14 protein-coding genes are annotated in these 18,029 nt (G+C 34.1%); 4 read left to right on the plus strand and 10 right to left on the minus strand.

Annotation, left to right across the window (positions count from 1 at the left end; translation table 11 throughout):
- Positions 1–191 (minus strand): hypothetical protein (locus J0H12_04840; protein MBN9413232.1); only part of this gene is annotated, 191 nt, incomplete at its 3' end.
- A gap of 112 nt (positions 192–303) precedes the next feature.
- Positions 304–3,105: a tetratricopeptide repeat protein gene (locus J0H12_04845; GenBank protein MBN9413233.1), complete on the minus strand. Its 2,802-nt coding sequence runs from the start codon at positions 3,103–3,105 to the stop codon at positions 304–306.
- Between the two features lie 966 nt (positions 3,106–4,071).
- Here J0H12_04845 and J0H12_04850 point away from each other — a divergent pair.
- Positions 4,072–4,407, plus strand: a complete 336-nt coding sequence (locus tag J0H12_04850; GenBank protein ID MBN9413234.1) for a hypothetical protein — start codon at positions 4,072–4,074, stop codon at positions 4,405–4,407.
- Positions 4,408–4,670: 263 nt separating this feature from the next.
- On the opposite strand, the gene J0H12_04855 is transcribed toward J0H12_04850, so the two are convergent.
- The 3 genes from J0H12_04855 to J0H12_04865 all read right to left on the minus strand — a co-directional run bounded on the left by J0H12_04855 (position 4,671) and on the right by J0H12_04865 (position 7,468).
- A complete protein-coding gene (locus tag J0H12_04855; protein ID MBN9413235.1) occupies positions 4,671–5,372 on the minus strand; it encodes a 4'-phosphopantetheinyl transferase superfamily protein in 702 nt (233 codons plus the stop codon).
- A gap of 198 nt (positions 5,373–5,570) precedes the next feature.
- Positions 5,571–5,771 carry an MbtH family NRPS accessory protein gene (locus tag J0H12_04860; protein ID MBN9413236.1) on the minus strand — a complete coding sequence of 67 codons (201 nt, stop codon included), beginning with the start codon at positions 5,769–5,771 and terminating at the stop codon, positions 5,571–5,573.
- A 485-nt stretch (positions 5,772–6,256) separates the two neighbouring features.
- Positions 6,257–7,468, minus strand: a complete 1,212-nt coding sequence (locus J0H12_04865) for a tyrosine-type recombinase/integrase (protein MBN9413237.1) — start codon at positions 7,466–7,468, stop codon at positions 6,257–6,259.
- A gap of 419 nt (positions 7,469–7,887) precedes the next feature.
- Here J0H12_04865 and J0H12_04870 point away from each other — a divergent pair, with 419 nt between their 5' ends.
- The 3 genes from J0H12_04870 to J0H12_04880 all read left to right on the plus strand — a co-directional run bounded on the left by J0H12_04870 (position 7,888) and on the right by J0H12_04880 (position 11,074).
- Entirely contained in the window at positions 7,888–8,085 is a 198-nt protein-coding gene (locus J0H12_04870; GenBank protein MBN9413238.1) for a hypothetical protein, read from the plus strand.
- A gap of 243 nt (positions 8,086–8,328) precedes the next feature.
- The gene (locus J0H12_04875) at positions 8,329–10,104 is read left to right on the plus strand and encodes an ABC transporter ATP-binding protein (GenBank protein ID MBN9413239.1); all 1,776 of its coding nucleotides are present in this window, start codon (positions 8,329–8,331) and stop codon (positions 10,102–10,104) included.
- A 235-nt stretch (positions 10,105–10,339) separates the two neighbouring features.
- Positions 10,340–11,074, plus strand: coding sequence for a M48 family metallopeptidase (locus tag J0H12_04880; GenBank protein MBN9413240.1), 735 nt, complete (start codon positions 10,340–10,342; stop codon positions 11,072–11,074).
- Between the two features lie 184 nt (positions 11,075–11,258).
- Here the strand turns inward: J0H12_04880 and raiA are convergent, their stop codons facing one another.
- The 5 genes from raiA to J0H12_04905 form a co-directional block, all read right to left on the minus strand.
- Entirely contained in the window at positions 11,259–11,828 is a 570-nt protein-coding gene (raiA, locus tag J0H12_04885; protein MBN9413241.1) for a ribosome-associated translation inhibitor RaiA, read from the minus strand.
- A 97-nt stretch (positions 11,829–11,925) separates the two neighbouring features.
- A complete protein-coding gene (locus tag J0H12_04890) occupies positions 11,926–13,419 on the minus strand; it encodes a peptide MFS transporter (GenBank protein ID MBN9413242.1) in 1,494 nt (497 codons plus the stop codon).
- 274 nt (positions 13,420–13,693) lie between these two features.
- A complete protein-coding gene (locus tag J0H12_04895; GenBank protein ID MBN9413243.1) occupies positions 13,694–15,472 on the minus strand; it encodes a hypothetical protein in 1,779 nt (592 codons plus the stop codon).
- 376 nt (positions 15,473–15,848) lie between these two features.
- Complete coding sequence (ettA, locus tag J0H12_04900) at positions 15,849–17,525, minus strand: energy-dependent translational throttle protein EttA (protein ID MBN9413244.1); 1,677 nt, start codon at positions 17,523–17,525, stop codon at positions 15,849–15,851.
- A gap of 176 nt (positions 17,526–17,701) precedes the next feature.
- Positions 17,702–18,019 carry a hypothetical protein gene (locus tag J0H12_04905; GenBank protein ID MBN9413245.1) on the minus strand — a complete coding sequence of 106 codons (318 nt, stop codon included), beginning with the start codon at positions 18,017–18,019 and terminating at the stop codon, positions 17,702–17,704.
- Positions 18,020–18,029: the final 10 nt, after the last annotated feature.

Genomic DNA, 18,029 nt, shown 5'->3' on the forward strand with positions numbered 1-18,029 from the left:
TGATTTGCTTTTTCATTCAGTTGATAATAAGTAAGTTCTTGGTCTTCAAAGATGATCGCTATATTATGGGGTGTTTGTTGGACTTGTTCTTCAAAAAGTTGATGAATAGTTTTATCTTTTGGATATTCAACATTTGTATCATTCCACTCTACGAGTAATTGATGCTTTTCTTGAGAAGTAAAATTTTTCATTTCTTTAATTCTATGAAGATTGTATGATACTTTATTAAGGAAAAAGAGAATTTCTTATAGCATTATTTACTTAATTTTTTAAGATCAAAGTGATTCTAAGAAAATAAAGTTATTAAACTCCTTTTGTAGAAGCAACAAAATTTTTGAGTTTAGATTGAATCTTTATTATAAGTTGAGAGTTTTCAGGAAAATATTCTTGTGTAATACTCAAAACTTGTTCTAAGTAGCTAATAGCCTGCATTTTAAATTTTTTAGCTTGAGAAAAGTTTCCTTCATGTATGCTAGACAAAGATTTTTTTGAAAGTAGGTCTGATAAATCTTCTAAAGCTACTAATATATCGCGTATTTGGTATTTTTTTAATGACTCTAATGAGTTACTAATATAGCTTTCTGCGGATGTTATTTTTCCTTGTAATAAATATATTTGTATAAGCTTCATTATGATTTGCGCAGTTTCGATATTATTTTTACCATAATTTTTTTCATAAATGGCGAATATTTTTTGAAAATTGGTTTCTGCTTGTTGATAATTTTTTTGTTCTTTATAAACATCTCCTAGAAAATTTAAAGCCCAAGCGGTTCTAGCATTATTATTTCCAAATACGTGCTGATGCATTTCCACGCTTTTTTCAAGAATATGCTTTGCTTTCTCAAATTTTCCTGCATGCTTATAGAGATCTCCTAAATAAGCTAACCCCCAAGCAATATCAATGCGTCTCTCAGGAAAATTTTTCTCGTAAATTTCAACACCTTCTTTAATTAAGATTTCAGCTCTTTCATATTCTTTTAGCTCCTTATAAACATTGCCTAAGTATATCTTAGTACAAGCGAGATCCATAAGATTTTCAGGAAATTTATTCTCATAGATTTTTAGACATTTTTCTAAAAAGAATTTTGCTTGGGAGTAATTTTTTGAATATCTATGAAAGTTTCCTAAGTATTCTAAAATCTCTGCCATTTCGAGAAAGTTTTCAGGATAGTATTTTTGATAAATCATAAGGCTTTTTTCAAGAAAATATTTTGCTTTTTCATACAGTGCTAGTTGTCTGTAGGCATTCCCTAGGCATGCCATAATACGTGCCACATCAATATTATTTTCAGGAAAATATCCTTGATGAATTTTTAGATTTTTTTCAAGGAGGTCTTTAGCTTTTTCGAAATCACCTAATTCTACATAGATATTTCCTAAATATGTTAAGGCTTGACTAAGTATAAGATAATTTTTGCTATCAATTTTATTTAGACTTTCTTCAATAATTTTTTTTGCTTGCATATAGTAACCTAAATAGTAATAAACCCTCCCCAATGTAACTTTTAAAGATCCCATAGTATTGCTAGTTAAAAGATATTCATGGTTTAAAAAGTGTTTGCAGTGGCTTACTAAAAGTTCCATTCTCAAGAAATCTCTTTTTTCTATGGAATCGGCCATATATTTTTTTAAAGTATCTGAGATAAATTCAAGTAATTGAGCGCTATTTTTTAAGTTTAATACTTGTAAAAGGTAAGTTCGACTAATTTCTTGTATACTGCGATGAATCGAGCAAGTTCGAATAGTAGTCTTCAAAAGATTAAATGATGGGGTTATAATTAGAGAGTATTTTTTTAAATTATATATAAAATTATCTATGATAACATTATTTTTACATCGAAGAAGTAAATCTATAGGGATGTTTTGAGAGTCAAGAAGGCATATAAATAATAAAATATCTTTGAAATCTTTATGAGAACGTAAAAGGCTTTCTAAGCATATACTTACAATGCTATATCGTGTTTTTCTGTAATTTCCAACTTCTTTTAAAAGATTTTCTTGCATATGTACGAAATTTTCATTACATTTTTTTATATTATCTAAATATATATTATATGAAGCATTAGTTGACTTTAAGTAATATGCTGCAATTGAGATATCCAGAGGGAAAGGAGGAATTTCTTCCAAAAATTTCTTTGCTTCTTCAGTTTCTGTAGATGTAAACACGTGCTCATCCCTATGAGACATGATTTTTATAAAGAGTGCAAGCTTCTGACTTGAACTTAGCTCTCCAATTTGAAGGATATTATCAATATGTGTATTATGTTGAATATTACTATTAGACGTTGTTAAAATAACGATTCCTTTTCCCCATGTTATTGAATCATGTGGAAAATGTTTTTGAATATCTTCAAAACTTTCTACGTTATCATATATAAGTATCCAATTTTCAGACGAATGCAGTTGTTTTTTTACAAACAAGATAATTTTTTCTTCTCTTTCTGATGGGTCTTTGTGTTGTTGGATTTTTCTTAAAATTATTTTATCTTCCTCTTTTTCAGCCAGAGCTAGGGCTAAATTTTCAAAAGAAGTTTTTAGGGTTTCAACTGATTCAGCATTAATTTCCCAAATCACTTTAGCTTTTTGAAGGCGCGCATATTGACGAGCAAGCGTCGTTTTTCCTGTTCCTCCTGTCCCTACTAAAGCGATAGTTTTAATTTCACTTTTCCCCTTAAGTTTATCATCTATTTTAGTGAGTAACTCAGGTCTATGAAGAAGAGATGATTCAGTTGGGATAATCAAATCTGATCGAATAAGATTTATTTCTTCTTTCTTTAAGTTTTGTGAGTGTTCTTGTTCCATAGTCATAGTATGTAAAAAGTTGGTTTTTAAGGCCCAAAATAGAATTAATAAAAGGAAAAGTAATGTAAAAAACCAATATTTCTGCTTTCGATAAAAATCCAAAAATAAGCCATTTATACTTCTGGATGAAAATGAATTTCTTTTTTCTGAAATTTGAGTGAAATCAACATTAGAAGAGATAAAAAAATTCTCAAAATCAAGCTCTTTGTATGACGCTTTTATGTAAGATTCAAAAGCACGATAGTAATTGTTGACTGAATATATTTTAGCGCGGCCTCCATTGGATAATGTTTGAAGAGTCACTGTGGATTTTTCATCGTCGAGAACAATAAAAGTAATTTCAAAGAGAGTATCATTTGTAAAAAGCTCAGAAACATCATTAGCTTCTTCTTTCTTTAAAAGATGGCTTAATTGTTCTTTATTCACAATAGAAATAATCGGCTTATCATAGTTTTTTAGATCTTCGAGAAAATAAGGTCCTTTTTTTGATTCTATAGTAGCTTCAATTCCTATGAGTTCTAAATGTTTTGTAACTTGTTCTTTTATAGTTTTTTTTAATTTATTAATATGTTGAGATTGCTCTTCTGAGTCTTGCCATTCTACAATAAGGCAAGAAAAGGGTTGAGATTTAATTTTAGGGTAAAGCTTTTTTAATTCATTTTCAAAAGCAGAGCGTTTTTTGAGGCTATGATAATAAGTATATTTTATTAATGAGGCATGTTCAGAGGATTCAATGAAATTGATAATATTTTCCTGTGAAATTCCTCCTAGTTTTTGTCTTAAATTATATGTATGTGCTGCAACAGTTTTGGGTGCCATCGATAGAAATGAGGGAATGCCGGTTCTTCTTTGATTAAGTAAGCAGGCAATAATTTCCATCTCTCGAGAAGTAAATTTTACTCCATTTACATTTTCTAAATATTTTAAATAAAATTCTTGTGGAAGTGAAAAATCAATACTTTGCATAATTATTATAAATCCCTCAATAAGGCTCCTAGAAAGCTACCATATCGATCCATTTTTTTAAAGAAACTTCATTAATACATAATAGTGATCTAAGGAATTTTCCTTAAGGAGCTAACTTAAGGCGAATTTTTTATTTAAGGTCATCGATTTTCTTAGCAAATTTAAATCGTTGCTGCTCAGAGAAAACTCAAAAAGAGATTTACTGCAGTCAGAACAAAAAAGAGAAGACCAAGGTGGTCTTCTCGTTAAAACAACAGAAAGGTTGCAGCCTTTCTTAATGAACATTAACAAATGGAGTTTATCATGAAGAAACATAATAGAAAATCTTTTAAATATTCTGTGTATGGGATACTCACAGCGTGTACGGTAATTTTTGGATTGCCGTATGAATCTAGAGCAAGCTGGATATTAGAGGAGAGTAGCAAATTTATTGAGCAAAAAATTGTTCGCACAGCTTCAAATACTATTGAAGATGCAGAAACTTTCTTGACGCGCTCTATAAGGCCAAAATCTGACGACCTTTTAGAAAATGCTGTGCAAGATATGGAAGATCGTTTAGAGGATACGTGGAAAGTAATTAAGAGAAAAATTATAGAGCCAGGAAAGGATTTTTTAAAAGATTGGAAATTTTTAAAATAAATATCTTGTTGATGATTATTCCTAAGATTTGATTTAGAAATTATTGAAAGATCAATTGCTCTCATCGAAAAAAAAGATGGAGAGCAATTGACTTTTGACGGTTTAATTCAGAGCCTATTGATTGGATTTAGATTAGGTTTAGTATTCTTCCTAAATGTTAAAATAATTTAATATTCAAACAATTACAAATAGAGAATTAGAAGTTTTGAGCAGACGCTAAGTTAAAAAAGTGCTTTAAAGAAGGGGGAATCCTAGTTTTTAAATTAAGTTGATTTATGAAACTCCCAAGTATAATGCGAAGGATATAGACGGGGGCCTTTAGTGCATAGAGCGCTAGCATACCCAGGAATAGTTTCAAAATAATACAAAAAAATTCCCTTTTCATTTACGATATTATGAGCGGTAAAAATGTTTAAGGTTTTTAAAGTGGCGAGAGAAAGGACTTTTTCATCACTTAACCATCCTTTTCCAGAAGCTTTTAAAAGAGATTCTTTGAGAACCCAGAGCTTAAAGAAAGCATGTATCTTTTTTTCTGGAGCAACCTTTTCCCAATAGAGACGCTCTTGAGGTGATAGAATAGTGAATGCCAGATCTTCTATATTAAGTGTAGAATCTATGTATTCTAAATCTACACCTAGTTCATAAGAACGTGTAAAAGCGTATATAGCGTACTTTTTTGAATGTGAAAGATTAAAATGCAAGGAGTGTGTAGATGAAAGAGAAGGCTTTCCCCACAAGTTATAGAGTATTTCTATGCGCTGAGGTTCTTCATTCAAATATCTTCCAAGTAAACACCGCAAAATGCCGCGCGAAATAATGAAACCCTGTTGATCTTTCTGAAATTTAAAGTTTCTTGCTTTGTGGTATTCATCTTTAGAAAGAGTAGATAAAAAATAAGGTATATTTGGCTCATTTTCTAAAAGACAAGCGGACCAGATATGAATTTCATTAGATGGAAGTAACAAAATATTATACTACTTTCTATGCTATGAATGAATTCATTATTTATAAATCATATTATAACAAGGAACAATTTTTCTAAAAAATTGTGGGAAAGACTACTATCATAGAAAGATATTATTTCTTTGTTATATGAAAGCGATTAAAAAAGTAGATTTTTATAATATTTGCTCAAAACAGAGGTTACTCTCTGTATAGGAGTATTACTTTCTCTTACCTTTAGCTGCATATTCGCAACCAACCCACACTTCCTTTATATAGCTTAAACATTCTACTTTAGTGCTAATCTTGCCCCCATTTAACCATCCTAAGGGTATAATTTTATCAGTTGGCCAAATAGAATATGAACCTTCTAAGCTAATAACAACTTGCCACGATTTGCAATGCTTAAACATAAGCTCCATTCCAATAATTTTTTTGATATCGTTACTTATTAATCATACTTTAGAAAGGTTTCAATGAAAAATCATTTGATTCTTCCTGAAATATATTGTGTTCTAATGGTGGGCCTTCACTCTACATTTTGCTATCTGAAAAACGAAAAAGTTTCTGTCTAAGGTGATACAATAACAAAGAATCTTTTTGGATTAGTGGGAAAAATGAATCTTTCTTATTAAAAAAGAATTTAAAAAATCCTGAGTTAAAAGTCTTGTTCTTTGCAAATCCTTGGTGAGATTCTTACAATTTTTCTTCTTAAAATCATCACTAAGAAATTTCATTTGGCTAAAATGTACTTACGTTAGCTATTAGAAGTTGTGTTATTCTTTAATATGACATACTGGGAGAGGAGATTTAGGTTTTTAAGAACCTTCTTTATTGTTGAGGTTATTAATTAAATCATGCGAAGTTGAAAAAGTTACTTCTTTGAGGGTAATAATGCTATTTAGGTTTAAATATTGGATGTTTTTGAAATAAGGCTTTCGATCTTATTTCCAAATATGCTTGTTGCTTTTCTTAAGGGCTCATCTGCTAAATGAGCATACCTTTGTGTAGTAGAAGCTTGTGTATGGCCTAAAAGCTTGCCAACTATACTTAAACTCAAGCCACTGGATACCAAATGAGAGGCATGTGTATGTCGCAAATCATGAAGACGTGCATCAGGAATTTCAGCGTTTTCCCTTATCGTTTGCCATGCCTTTTTAATTTCTTGAATTGGCTTATTGGGAACTTTTCCAGGGAACAGGAAATTAGAGTCTGATTGTTTTTTCATGCGCTTAAGAATTTTTATTGCAGTAGTAGAAAGAGGAAGATGCTCCATTCTTCTCTGTTTTGTTGTATGGGCTGGTTTTGTCCATATTCCTTTTTCTAGATCAAATTGATCCCATGTAGCATGTAAAACTTCATTTCGTCGTGACCCTGTTAACAACAAAAGTCGAATAGCATTTGCTATGTTTTGATTGTGATATTGATCTAAAATATGCCATAGAATTTGTATTTCGGAATCATTTAACCATCTGTATCTTTTATACTCTTTATATTTCTCAACGGCTTTAACTGGGTTATCAGATCTCCATCCCCAGTGTATAGCTAAGTTAAACATCTTGCTTAGTAAATCTCTAAGCTTGTTGGCTTTATAAGGAGTTTTCTTCATCTCAGCATGAAGTTTTTGGAGGTCTAATGATGTGATTGATTCAATATTCAGGTGGCCATATCTTCTCAAAATAATTTCATTTAAAAAATATAGATCTTCCTTATAGCCTTTTGGAGTCTTCTTAATTTTTGAGTGAGATTCTAAATATTCTTTAGTTAAATCTTTGAAAGTTCTGAAGGTGCTTTTTAAAGGTGATTGGATTGATGGGTCTTCTCCTAAATTGATACTTAATACTAACTTATAGGCTTGTTCTCGTGCATGTTCTGTTGTTATTTGTCCATGAGTGCCAATTTTAATTTTTCGGGTGATTTTGTTCCTATTTCTATATTGTAGAAAATAAGTCTTCTTACCGGAAGGATAAACTCTTAAGCAAAAACCGGTAATTTCGTTATCCCAGAGTACAATCCGATTTATTGAATCAGGTTGGGCGCTCTCAACAACTCTTTTTGTAAGTTTACATTTATTCACTTTTTGCATCGTTTTACCTATGACAGAGTTAACATTATCCATGATAGCTAACATTGAAATAATAGAATTTCAATTGAAAAAGGGGAGCATATGGGGAGCAATGGAAGGAGAATTGTAGAGATTTCTTAAGAGGGGTAGCCACCTGGTAAAATACCTAATTTATTGATATATATAAATTTATATAAATAAATAGAAATTTATAGATCAATATTACTTCTCGTTTACACCGAGAGGGTCTGGGGTTCAAATCCCTCATCGCCCACCATTTATATGCCATTTCCTGAATATTGCAGCTTTTAGTGAAGAATTTAGAAGAAAAATTCATTCTCTTGCATTTTAAGAACTAAGCTATCTATTAAAAAATTAATTTTAGACTATAACCAGGTTAAATTAAAATAAAAGAATTTTTTATAGCTACATTTGTGCTACAATTTATTCTAAGAAATAAGTAAGTGGCATTTATGCATAGGAATGACTTTAATAATTATTCTTTTCTAAATGACTCTCAACCTTTTCAAATTATGGAAGGTATTAAATTTACTTCTCGAGAGATCGACATTATTGCATGCTTTCTTCGAGGCCGAACCCAAAAGACAATTGCGAATTTTTTAAGTGTTGCGCCGCGAACGATTGAGACGCATACGCGTATATTATGCTAAAGCTTGAGTGTAATTCGCGAGAAGGAATCATTGGGTTTATAGAAAATGCAGGTTATTCTCAAATTGAAATGGTATCTAGGAGAGAAGCAGCATTGACTATTTTCTAGAAATTCGCTAAATTTAACCCCATGAAAACCTCATAATATCTTTTTTCGCTACCTTTTAAAGGTCAGCTTTCTCATTGAACCTTATAATGGTTTGATATTGTCTGTTTTTTAATTTTTAGTTTTCTTGAGGGTGTTCATGTTAATACCAAAAACTTTATGTGCATTTCTGTGGCATTTTATCCAAAAAGAAAGAATTAATTTTTGTTTAATTCTTGGTTGTGTGATTTTTTGGGCAATCAATGAGTCTTTTTTTCCTTATTTTATAAAAATACTCGTAAATAAAGTTGAAACACTTGATCGTTTTGATCCAGAAATATGGCTGAAGTTAACAGGCCCCATCTTCTTTATTGCTATATCGTGGATTATGATGGAAGTTGGTATGCGGCTTCAAGGTTATATGATTTATAAAGTAATGCCACGTTTTCGAGCCGCAATTCGAGATGAAGTCTTTGAATATACGCGTCAGCATGATCACACATTTTTTGCAAATAATTTTGCGGGTGCGATTGCCAACAAAATTAGCGACCTTCCGCGCGCTTCGGAAGAGATTATTCTAACTTTTGTTTATAATTTATTGAGTACGACACTTGCCTTCTTAATATCTTTACTCATTTTAGGGCAGGTAAATTGGTTTTTTTCAGCTTTATTGGCAGGATATTATTTCTTAATTGTGAGTGTCACAATTCTTTTTCAGCCTTTAATTGATAAGACATCGCAAGCCCATGCTGAATCAATTGTTCGATTAAATGGGCAGATTGTAGATATTTTGAGTAATATTATAAGTGTTCGCTTGTTTGCACGTGGAACTCATGAAAGAAAATATTTAAAGAAGTTTCAAGATGAAGAAATTCTTAAATCTGAGGAAGCCGGATTTATCAATGAACTACTAAATTTTTTTCGAGGAATTTTATGTCTATTATTCATTCTGGGAATGGTCTGGGGGCTTGTACATGGGTGGCGTAAAGGGTGGGTTACTATCGGTGATTTTTCCTTAATTACAATCACGTCATTTAACCTTTTGGGAATGATTTGGCATATGACCTATAATATGAACCAACTTTTCAAAGATATAGGGACAATTCGTGCTGCGCTTTCTCTTATCACTCAACAGCATACGATTAGAGATCACATAAAAGCAAAGAGCTTAGAAGTTTTTCAGGGTGAGATTTGTTTTGAAAATGTGACATTTAACTATCTACGAAATGAAAATCTTTTTAAAAATCAAAATCTGGTGATTAAAGCAGGGCAAAAAATTGGTCTCGTTGGTTTTTCTGGTTCTGGAAAAACGACGTTTGTTAATTTAATACTGCGCTTCTTTGAGCTTAATGGAGGAAGAATTTCTATTGATGATCAAGATATTTCAAAGGTGACCCAAGAGTCTTTAAGAGCCAATATAGCGATGATTCCTCAAGAACCTGCCTTATTCCATCGAACTCTTTTAGAGAACATCCGTTATGGGCACCTTAGAGCAAGCGAAGAGGATGTTATTAAAGTCGCAAAACGAGCCCACTGTCATGAGTTTATTATAAAATTAGAGCAGGGATATCAAACAATGGTGGGAGAGAGAGGGATCAATCTTTCTGGCGGACAACGGCAACGTATTGCGATTGCCCGCGCGATGCTCAAAAATGCTCCAATTTTAATTCTTGATGAAGCAACTTCTGCGCTTGATTCTAATACTGAACAGCATATCCAAGCAAGCCTCAAAGAACTGATGGAAGGAAGGACGACGATCATCATTGCTCATCGTTTATCGACTCTCGTAGATATGGATCGTATCCTCGTTTTCAATCAAGGGCAGATTGTTGAAGATGGTACACAAGAGGAGCTTTTACAAAGAGGTGGACACTTTGCGAAGCTTTATGCTCTTCAAAGGGGAGGATTATTACCAGAAAAAGCAAAATTTTCTTGAAAGCTCTCCTAGATTGAGTAGAAAAAATAGAAGATTTTTAAAGAAAGTTTATTAAGATGTTTGGAATTTTGGCAGTAGTACAGGCAATAGCTTATCATCAGACGCACCTTAAATGGTTAATGTGGATAGCATTGGCCCTTTGTGTTAAAGCTTTAGTGACAAAAGCGCAGAGGATGCTGAATATTTTTTGCGCGATCTTTGCTCTAATCATTGTATTTCTTCTTTAAGAAAGAAAATGGTTTTTATGTGGCCTTCCCTTCAGAGTACTCCGGACAAATTTACATTCCGGTTAACACATCAAGTAGTCAAAATCTGCGTCATGCCATTAGCGCGCGTTAGAAAAGCAACTTTGCGCTATGATTTGCAAAATCAAGAATTTAAAATTCGAGTCCCCCTACACTATGAAAAAGCTGCTGTGGAAGGTTTTTTGAGAGAAGCTCAAAAATGGATGGAAAAGCAAATTTTACAAGCGCCTCAACTTATCCCTATTTACAAGTGTCGGAAAGTTTTTATCATGGGAAATGAAGTCGAGCTTAAATATCATGCAAGTCGACGGACGAGTTTCTTAATGACAGATGATAAGCTTCACATTATGGGGCCAATACCTAATTTTGGACCTGCATTAGAAAAATGGTTTAAGCAAATGATACTGGAATATTTTCAGGTTAAAAGTAACCATTATAGTATTCTTCTTGGAGTTAAGGTTAAGAAAGTCGGGATTCGGGAAACTAGAAGTAGATGGGGAAGTTGCTCAGCTCATGGTTCGCTATCTTATAATTGGCGCCTTATTTTTGCTCCAAAAGAAGTCATAGATTATGTTATTGCGCATGAAGTCGCTCATCTTCAAGAAATGAATCATAGTATCAAATTTTGGCGCTTGGTCGCTCAGTTACATCCAAAGTCTCAAGAAGCACGACATTGGCTTAAAAAAAATGGATCAGAGCTCTTCAAACTACAATTTCATGAATGAGACAGCTTATTTGAAGCAAAACGTCTTCAGCATAGAGAGATTAATTTCACGTGCCCCAAAAAGTACATGGTGTTTAAAAGCTAAAACCATCGTCATTAGAACAAAGCTATCAAGCTTTATTTCGTCTTTATTAATACTATGACTTGGTCAAAGTTAAGTTGGCTCTTAAACCACCAGTCATTTCTTAATTCAAAACATCAATCCAGCCGATATTGCCATCAGAGCGCCGGTAAATGAAATTAATTTTCCCATGATTTTTATTTCGGAAAACCATTGCATTTTCATTGCTGAGATCAAGGTGCATGACAGCATCACCAACTGTTAAAGATGGAACTTCTTTTTTTTGTTCAGCAATAATAATTGAAGATTGTTCTTCATTATCAATTTCTTCTGTTCCTTGTCCATTCAAGACAAAGTAAGGAAGCGTATCAGCGATTTGTTCGTGACCATCACGTTGTTTATGATAGTCAGCAACCCGCTTTTTATGTCTTCTTAAGCGATTGACAAGTAATGCAAGAGTATTATCAAAACATTGGTAGGCTTCGATTCCTTCAGCATGACAACGTAGAGTCATGTTTTTTCCTAAGTGAAGCGTAAGGTGGCAAGTAAAGAGATTGTTTTCCTTTGCAAGAGTTATAATGGCTTCAACGGGATCAATATGATATGTTTCATTAAATTCATTAAGGTTTTCTTCAACTCTCGTGTGAAAAGCTGTTGAAATTTCGACATGACGCCCTGTAATTGTTAGTTTCATTTGGTTGCCTCGTTGATTTTTAGATTATTTTTTTCACCCCACTACACTTAAAGTATATCATAAATGGGGTGAAAAATGCAAATTTTTCGCTGTTTATTTACTGGTGTTTTTCGAAGGTTTTCCGCATGAAAGGTGAGATTAAAAACATGATAATGCTAGCGCCTATGAGAAAATAAATAAGGAATTCAAAAGTTCCTGAAAAAGAAATTAAGGATCCTAATTTATCGTTTGCAGGAAGAGGAGACTTGGGGACACTGAAGATCTTTGCGAAAAAGGCGGCTAAATAATTTCCAAAAGCCACGGAAAGAAAAAGAATACCCATAAAAAAACTAACGAAGCGGGGAGGTGAAAGTTTTGTTACCATAGAGAGACCCACAGGAGAAAGGTTTAGTTCTCCTGAGGCATGGAAGAAGTAGGCAAGAATGAGCCAAAGCGGGGATGTTATACCTTGCGCATCAGCTGTTTTTATTCCGATTAAGAGACATCCGAACCCAATACCTCCTTGAAGAAGACCTAATCCAAATTTTGTGGGAGGGAGTGGTTCAAGTTTTCTTTTGCCCAGTTTTACCCAAATGGCTGAGATAAGAGGTGCCATCGTAATGACGAAAAAGGGGGGTATTGAGAGGAACCAAGGTGCAGGGACTTCCCATCCAAAAATATAACGGTTGACATGGCGGTCAGTAAAGAAATTGATAGAGCTCCCAGCTTGTTCAAAGCCTGCCCAAAAGGCCATAAAAAAGAGAAGCATAATAAGAAGTGTAAAAATAGATTTTCGTTCCTCTGCATTGCAACGATACGCAATGCTGAACACCCAAATAAGTGTTAAGACCCCAAAAATATTTAAAAAGTGACTCATCACATGATAATAATGGAGGCATAGACTAAAAAGGCCGACACTCACAAAGGACCCAATTACAATAAGTCGGTAGGGTGTGAAACCAAATCCTAGAGGTTTCTTTAAGATTGTTTTGGAAGGAGGATTTCCTTTGCTGCCTAGTTTATCGCTTCCTTTCAGAAGTACAAGCATTCCGAAAAGCATTCCGACACCGGCTATTCCAAAACCATAATGCCACCCAAATACTTTTCCAACGTATCCGCACACCAATGGCGCAAGGCAGGCGCCTAAATTAATTCCCATATAAAAGAGTGTAAAACCGGCGTCACGACGAGCATCCATCTTTTCATAAAATTGTCCCAAGAGGCTGGTAACATTAGCTTTAAAAAATCCTGTTCCAACAATAATAAAAGCAAGGCCATAGAATAATGATTTTTGGAAAGGCAAGGCCAGGCAAAAATGACCAAGTATAATGATAATACCACCCAAATAAATAGCCTTACGATTTCCCAAGTAATTATCGGCAAGGTAGCCACAAATGACAGGAGCTGCATAAACGAGAGCAGTATAAATGCCATACACATCAAATGCTTTTGTATCTTGAAAAAGAAGTTCAGATGTCATGTAGAGAACTAGAAGGGCCCTCATTCCATAAAAGCTGAAACGTTCCCATAATTCAGCAAAGAAGAGTATGTACAACGCTTGCGGTTGTGAAGTTCCCAATAGTTTTGGGTCTTCTGCGAGCACTTTGTTCATTCGTTGGATCCTTTTTCCCTATCAAATTCATAATAACTTAAATAGACGCTATCCTGATTAATATAAGATAACAATCATATTTTTTACTAGAATACAACTTTTATTGACTAAAGATGAATCGTCTTTTTTTATAAATCTTGTTTTTATTTTTCGGATTAAATGCTTATTAATCTAAATAAATGTTTGATAATTTAGAAACAAAAATGTTTGGAATAAATAATTAAAAAGTCAGGAGCTGAGGCCCCTGACGTAAAGATAAAGTTTCGGAATATTTTTAGCTAATTCTTAAAGCTTCATCGATGTCATGAAGAGATTTCGCATGGTCAATCTTTCCATACATAGTCTTTATTTGTGTTAAAGTGAGTTCTCTTTCTTCTTTAAGATAAAGATGTGCTTGTGCATAAGAATCGTCCTCAAATGATAGAATCTCTTCTATTTCTTGAGCCTTTTTATTATATGAATCCATAATACTTAGGTGATGTGTTGTGAGAGAATCAAGAGTGGCTTGTCTTACTTGATTGATGAAAAGAATATGCCAAGGCGTATTTTTAAAATATTCTTCAGCATCTTCAATCGAAGTTTCATATAATTGGGGATTTTCTAAAGAGCCATAATTAAAGCGGCTACCTTTTATTCCTTCTTCGAGATTAATCTCAAATTTTGCGGCATTAGAAGTACGTGTTCTTCCAGTCCAATTATCGCCTGTTAAGGTTCTGTACAATCCTCGGTAGTAATATGCTTTTATAAGCTCTGCATGAACTTCGTCTTGAGGGGAAAGTCCAAGATTGGGAGCTGTAGATAAGAAGTATATGGCATGATTCTCGAAAAAAATGGGGGCAGGTTGTGAGTGATGAAGTGCAACAATATCTCTAAAAGCACTTGTCATAAAAGAGTTGCTTTTAAATTTTTCTTCAAGTTCTTTGGTTGAGAAAGCTCCATTCCAAGTGGACCAAGGTTTTGAGGTAGAATTACTAGAAGACAATAAATCTTGTTTATTCCCACCAGTTAACTGAAGCATGGTAAAGGTGCGCCATAACGTTATGTCGTCTTCATTCATAGAGCTTAAATTAATTGGTGTTATTCCTAATACATTTTGTTCAAATTCTTCTTTTGTCCAGGAAGCTTCTGAAAGAACAATCGGCGGCTCTTCTTCATCTGGGAAAGGAGTTGGTGTATCACCTGCTAAAAGAGTGGCTGGTGTATCTTCTGCATCTTTGATATCTGTTGTTGTAGTTTTTTGAGTGACGTTTTCTTCGCTAATAGAGGTGTCGTTAATCATTCTGGGCTCGGTTATTTCTCTTGGATTTAACGTTTCTTCATTATAGTTGAAAGTATTGATCGGCTGAAAAACACTGGAGTAGAATTCTATTAATGCATCATTATCATATTTTACGGCACTTAAAGTCTCTACAGAACTCATCAGATCATGATGACTTTCTTGAAGTGTTTGAACTCGTATAGTTAATTCTCTTATCTGGGAGTTTAGATCCTCAAATTCTTCCCGTGACAAGAGAATTTTATCTTCTACTAGCGCAGGCATTACTGCTTGAGATTCTTCTATAATGCGGGCTTTTTGTGTTTGAGCTTGAAGAAATTTTATTTCTTGTTTTAAGGTAGCTATTTCGTCCAGTAAGAGTTGATGATTTTTATCTATTCCACCTCGAAGTGAGGCAATATTTTTCGGAGACTCTTCTTTGAGATCTCTTATTTCTTGCATTAAAATTTGATAGGTGTCGGGTGCTTTTACCTGAAGAGCGGTAATTTCCTTAGGTGTTTGAGGCTTTATTCTCCAATCTTTAAAAGTCTCAATTTTGATGCGAGAAGTTTTTGTTTTTTTGGTGCGAGTATCTTCAGATGGAATCGTAAAAAGAGGATCTGGCGTTTGTGTCAAAAAAGAAAGAGAATTTTGTTGTTTCTTTTTCTGTTGTTCTGCAAGCTTTGCAGCGTTAGGATAAATTTGAGTCAATGAAGGTGTAGCCTGGGCAGGATTAGCTGCAAAAGCTGTCATCACCATTGTTGTTGTGCTTAAAAATAGTTTTTTTAAAGTTTTCATTTTTTCCTCCCCCATAACTAAAGGGCAAAATTTCTCTCTTCGAGATTTTGCTCGTTATATTATTTGCTTATTATCTTATATGTCTGTTTTACGGCTTATTATTTCTCAATGATGAAAAATAATAAGGTTAGCTGGATGTCGTAATAATTTTCTGCATGTTGAAGTCCCCCGTTTTATATTTTAATTGTATTATGTTTTATTTGTTTTTACATAATATCTTTATTTTTTTATTCTGCTTTATTTGTATTTTTATTTAAGCATTAAGTATAGATTTATATATTTTTTTGTTTTTGTCAATATATTTATTAATAAATAAGTGTTTTACTTATAAATATAGTTAATTAATAAGTAAAAGTCATAATAATTATTTTTTTTATTATCTAGTTAAAGGTTTATACTTTATTTTTTGTGGAGAATTGATAGAGCCTAGGCGTCTTTCCCGATCAATGATATAATCTGAATAATTTCCGTGGAACCATTCCACATGGCTTTCTCCTTCGAAGGCAAGGATATGTGTTGCGATGCGATCTAAGAACCAACGATCATGGCTAATGATAATAGCGCATCCCGCATAGTCTTCTAATGCGTCTTCTAATGCTCTTAGGGTTTCAACATCAAGATCATTCGTTGGCTCGTCTAGAAGAAGAACATTCGCTCCTGATTTAAGAACTTTCGCGAGATGGACACGATTTCGTTCTCCTCCCGAAAGAAGGCCAACTTTTTTTTGTTGATCTGACCCTTTAAAATTAAAACGAGCACAGTAAGCGCGGCTTGCCATTTTTGAGCGCCCTAATTCGATTTCATCAAGACCGCCAGAAATTTCTTCCCAAACGGTTTTGCTATCGTCTAACGCATCTCGACTTTGATCGACATAGCCTAGCTGTACTGTTTCACCAAAATTTATATTTCCACTATTGGGGGGTTCTTGATTGCTAAGGATTCGGAAAAGAGATGTTTTTCCGGCTCCATTTGGGCCAATAACACCGACAATAGCGCCGGCCGGTATTTGAAAGCTTAAATCTTCAATGAGAAGTTTATCTCCAAACCCTTTGAAGAGATTTTGACATTCGATGACAAGATCTCCAAGGCGGGGGCCTGCGGGAATAATAATTTGTTCAGTAAAAGTTCTTTTCTCATGGCTTTTAGCTAAAAGTTCTTGATAAGCAGAAATACGAGCCTTACTTTTACTTTGGCGTGCTTTTGGAGATTGGCGAATCCAATCTAGCTCTCGTTCAAGTGTTTTTTGGCGATCAACTTCTTGTTTTTCTTCTTGTTCTAAGGATTTTCTCTTATATTCGAGCCAGCCTGAGTAATTTCCTTTAAAAGGAAAACCTTGTCCGCGATCGAGTTCTAAGATCCATTCAACGACGTTATCTAGGAAATAGCGATCGTGTGTAACTAAAACAACCATGCCTTTATAATTTTGAAGGAATTTTTCAAGCCACGCGACAGATTCTGCATCAAGATGGTTCGTGGGTTCGTCAAGTAAAAGAATGTCTGGGTGTTGCAGAAGAAGCCTGCAAAGAGCAACGCGACGTTTTTCACCGCCTGAAAGTTGACTTACTTGAGCGTCGCCCGAAGGGCAGCGAAGAGCATCCATTGCAATTTCTATTGTTCTGTCTAATTCCCAGGCATTGAGGGCTTCAATTTTTTCTTGAACTTCCCCTTGTTCCATAATTAGAGCATTCATTTCATCATCAGAAAGTTCTTCTGCAAAACGTGCGCTAAGTTCTTCAAATCGCACCAATAGAGATTTTGCTTCATGAACGCCGGCCATGATATTGTCAAGCACAGTGAGAGTAGGATCAAGCTCAGGTTCTTGAGAGAGATAACCTACTTTAATGCCTTCTGCTGGCCATGCTTCACCTTGGTATTCTTTGTCAATACCTGCCATGATTTTCATGAGGGTTGATTTTCCTGCGCCATTGACCCCAATAATGCCAATCTTTGCATTGGGTAGAAAGGAGAGAGAAACATCTTTTAATACCTGACGACCTCCTGGGTACGTTTTGCTTAAACCTTGCATCACATAGACATACTGATAAGACGCCATGGTATTTAAAACTCCTAAGATTTATAATAGATGCGCCTTTCTACTGTATTTAAAGAGGGGACGCAAGCGGAACAGAAATGAAAATGGTCGATGGTTTTTAATATTAAAGGGCGATAAAAATAATCCCCTTCTTTATGAGAAAAGAAAGGGATTATTTTTAGAGACTTAGTGAATAATTATTTACAATTACTCTCGCACTCAGCCATACCTTTGTCGCGTTCAACTGCGCAAACTCTTTGTGTTGGATGGAGTGGCGCACGATCACCATGTGAATCTTCGTCATCTTGTTCTTCTTGATCAACTAATCCCATACACTTAATATATTTGTCTTCAACTGCTTTTTTGCATTGAGCCGTATTTTCAAAAGGGGGGCATCTGTAAGATTGTGCAAGAACTTCGGGGGCTGCTGTTTTTGTATCAGCTGTTGCTGCATTAACAGAAAAGCCAAAAAGCAAGCTTGCTGAAAGGGTGGTTGATGTCAGTATGCGAAACATTTTTTTCTCC

This window comes from Candidatus Paracaedimonas acanthamoebae (assembly GCA_017307065.1).
GTDB lineage: Bacteria > Pseudomonadota > Alphaproteobacteria > Caedimonadales > Caedimonadaceae > Paracaedimonas > Paracaedimonas acanthamoebae_A.

Excerpts from the sequence above, each read along its gene's own strand:
- J0H12_04875 (MBN9413239.1), top strand. The coding sequence starts at position 8,329 with ATGTTAATACCAAAAACTTTATGTGCATTTCTGTGGCATTTTATCCAA.
- J0H12_04890 (MBN9413242.1), bottom strand. The coding sequence starts at position 13,419 with ATGAACAAAGTGCTCGCAGAAGACCCAAAACTATTGGGAACTTCACAA.
- J0H12_04895 (MBN9413243.1), bottom strand. The coding sequence starts at position 15,472 with ATGAAAACTTTAAAAAAACTATTTTTAAGCACAACAACAATGGTGATG.
- ettA (MBN9413244.1), bottom strand. The coding sequence starts at position 17,525 with ATGGCGTCTTATCAGTATGTCTATGTGATGCAAGGTTTAAGCAAAACG.
- J0H12_04905 (MBN9413245.1), bottom strand. The coding sequence starts at position 18,019 with ATGTTTCGCATACTGACATCAACCACCCTTTCAGCAAGCTTGCTTTTT.
- raiA (MBN9413241.1), bottom strand. The coding sequence starts at position 11,828 with ATGAAACTAACAATTACAGGGCGTCATGTCGAAATTTCAACAGCTTTT.
- J0H12_04860 (MBN9413236.1), bottom strand. The coding sequence starts at position 5,771 with ATGGAGCTTATGTTTAAGCATTGCAAATCGTGGCAAGTTGTTATTAGC.
- J0H12_04880 (MBN9413240.1), top strand. The coding sequence starts at position 10,340 with ATGGTTTTTATGTGGCCTTCCCTTCAGAGTACTCCGGACAAATTTACA.
- J0H12_04850 (MBN9413234.1), top strand. The coding sequence starts at position 4,072 with ATGAAGAAACATAATAGAAAATCTTTTAAATATTCTGTGTATGGGATA.
- J0H12_04870 (MBN9413238.1), top strand. The coding sequence starts at position 7,888 with ATGCATAGGAATGACTTTAATAATTATTCTTTTCTAAATGACTCTCAA.
- J0H12_04865 (MBN9413237.1), bottom strand. The coding sequence starts at position 7,468 with ATGGATAATGTTAACTCTGTCATAGGTAAAACGATGCAAAAAGTGAAT.